The organism is Deltaproteobacteria bacterium (genome assembly GCA_009930495.1).
Taxonomy (GTDB): Bacteria; Desulfobacterota; Desulfovibrionia; order Desulfovibrionales; family Desulfomicrobiaceae; genus Desulfomicrobium.
Genome location: RZYB01000300.1, coordinates 1 through 2,206, shown reverse-complemented (window position 1 = coordinate 2,206; position 2,206 = coordinate 1). Strand labels below are relative to the sequence as shown.

Sequence of the window (2,206 nt, the reverse complement as noted above, 5' to 3'; positions counted from 1 at the left end):
CTGCGCAATCTGGCGGAACCGGCCGTCGCCAAAACGCTGCGGGACGTGCTGCTGCGGGCCATCAACAGCGTCACTGTGCATGAAAACGCCGTGGTCGCGGTAAAGGATTGGCTGGCCATGAGCGCCACGCGGCCATTCTCCGTGAAAAGTCAGGATTACGTTTTGCCGGCCAGAAGTGTGTTCAACAGAATTGTCGGCGATCAGGGCTTTGAACTACTCTTCGCGGCTTTTTTGGAAAAATGTCCGGATGTGGTCAGCTACGCCAAGAACTATTTCGCGGTGGGTTTCAAACTCGATTACGTGAACACTGTCGGGAACATCTCCAACTATTATCCGGATTTTTTCGTGAAAATCGCTGACAACCGCGTGGTTGTCGTTGAAACCAAGGGCCGGGAAGAACTGGAGCTGCCGCGCAAGATGGCGCGGTTGCGGCAATGGTGCGCGGACGCGAACGCGGCGCAGTCGGAAATGGGATTTGACTTTGTGTACGTGGATGAAGCGAGTTTCAAGAAATATGCACCCAAGTCCTTTGGCATGGTCATGGACATGTGTGGAGAATACAGAGGTGTCTGAGGATACCTGTGATTTCGACCAGTATTTCTGAATCGTATCCCTTCATGTGCAAGCGCCCCCTTCCGAAAAATTTTTCGGGAGGGGGCGCTGTTGTTTTGTCCGGTTCAGGTCGTGCGGGCAGTCGTTACGGCTCCGTGCGGCCCAGCGGGAGCTTCTTGAAGCGGCCGCCGACCAGGATGGGATCGTCTTTGTAGCCCAGGGCCTTGAAGTCGAGATAGTCGGTGGTTCCGACCAGATCCGCGACATCACGCCCCTGGGACAGCATTTTGGCGAAGTCCGTGCCCGCGCTGGTCAGCTTCTTGAAATCCACGTCGCGTTTGTCCTGATGGCAGCGGTTGCAGGTTTTTTCCCCTTTCAGGCTTTCGTGGCACTGCACGCAGGACAAGGCCATGTCCTTGGGCATGACCTCATGCTTGATGCCCCAGTACATGTTGGTCCGCACCCATTTATATTCTCCGCTGTAGGGCAGTCCGGCCGCTTTCATGCCGTCCACGAAGGCTTTTTGCCAGTCGAGGTTTTTCCAGTAGGCCGTGGTATCGTCCGGAGACGTGGGATAGAGATGGGGCGCTAGGAGATAGTTGTACTCGGCGTCGGCGGGCTGGATGCCCTTCATGAGTTTGAACGGGAAGATCTTGGACGATGGGTCCTTGATACTGCCCACGGGCGCGGTGATGTTGGTCACGGGCATGGCTCGGCGTGCCTCGGCTGACGGGTTTTCACCGGGCCCGAAACCCGTGGCATTAGGATTGATGGTGTCGCCCAGGAGCAGACGTTCCATGAAGCCGTTGTACCAGGCGTACACGGGCTTTTTGGATTCCTTCCATTCAAATTCCCCTTTCATCCAGTTGTAGTCTTCCTCGCCGTAGGCGTCTTTCACGGGCTGCCTGGATTTGTCACCGGCAAGGGACCAGTCCCACCAGCTTTTGGTCGGTCTGCATTTGGAATAGACCGGCGTGTGGCAGGTGTTGCAGGCCACGGAGTCGGTATGCTTGTTGAGGTGAAAATCAAGCATGTCGTCCCCGAAGTGCGGCTTGCTTGTGTGGCAGTCCTCGCAGGTGCGCGACCCTTCGGCCACGGGCAGGGACGTGCTGCGGCCCTTGATTTTGTGATTCACGGTTTTGTGGCATTCCGTGCAGGTGAAGTCGTGGCCGCCCATGTGCACGTCGCAGTTGCGTTCCGGGTAGCGCAGAACCTCGCTCATGTCCGCGTGTTTGACCCCGTCGGCGCCGCCGCCCTGGAAATGGCAGTTGCCGCAGGTGTTGCGATTGGTTTTGCCGACGTTTTCAGCCACAAAATTGAGATCGACCTCGGGAGCGGGCATGCCCGCCGCGGGCGGGGCCTTGCGGTAGCTGTCCGTGGTGTCGTGGCAGACCAGACAGTCCACCTTGGTCATGTCATTGAAATCAAAGGTTTCGTCCTCCCAGCCGTAGCCCGTGTGGCAGGAGGTGCAGCGGGGCCAGTTGGAGGGCAGGGAGATGCAGAAATTGTTCATGGTGTCCGTGGCCTTGCCGCTCATGACCTTTTTTTGGCGCTCCACGGTGTAGGGCGAGGGGCCTTTCCACAGCCAGTGGGCGCTTTTGATCATGTCCTCGCCGGCCTTTTTGTGGCAACGCAGGCATTCCTGCGTGACCTG

1 protein-coding gene is annotated in these 2,206 nt (G+C 57.8%); it reads right to left on the bottom strand.

What is annotated here, in order from left to right:
- Positions 1-697 precede the first annotated feature (697 nt).
- On the bottom strand, positions 698-2,206 hold a 1,509-nt coding region (locus EOL86_14020; protein NCD26690.1), incomplete at its 5' end, for a tetrathionate reductase family octaheme c-type cytochrome.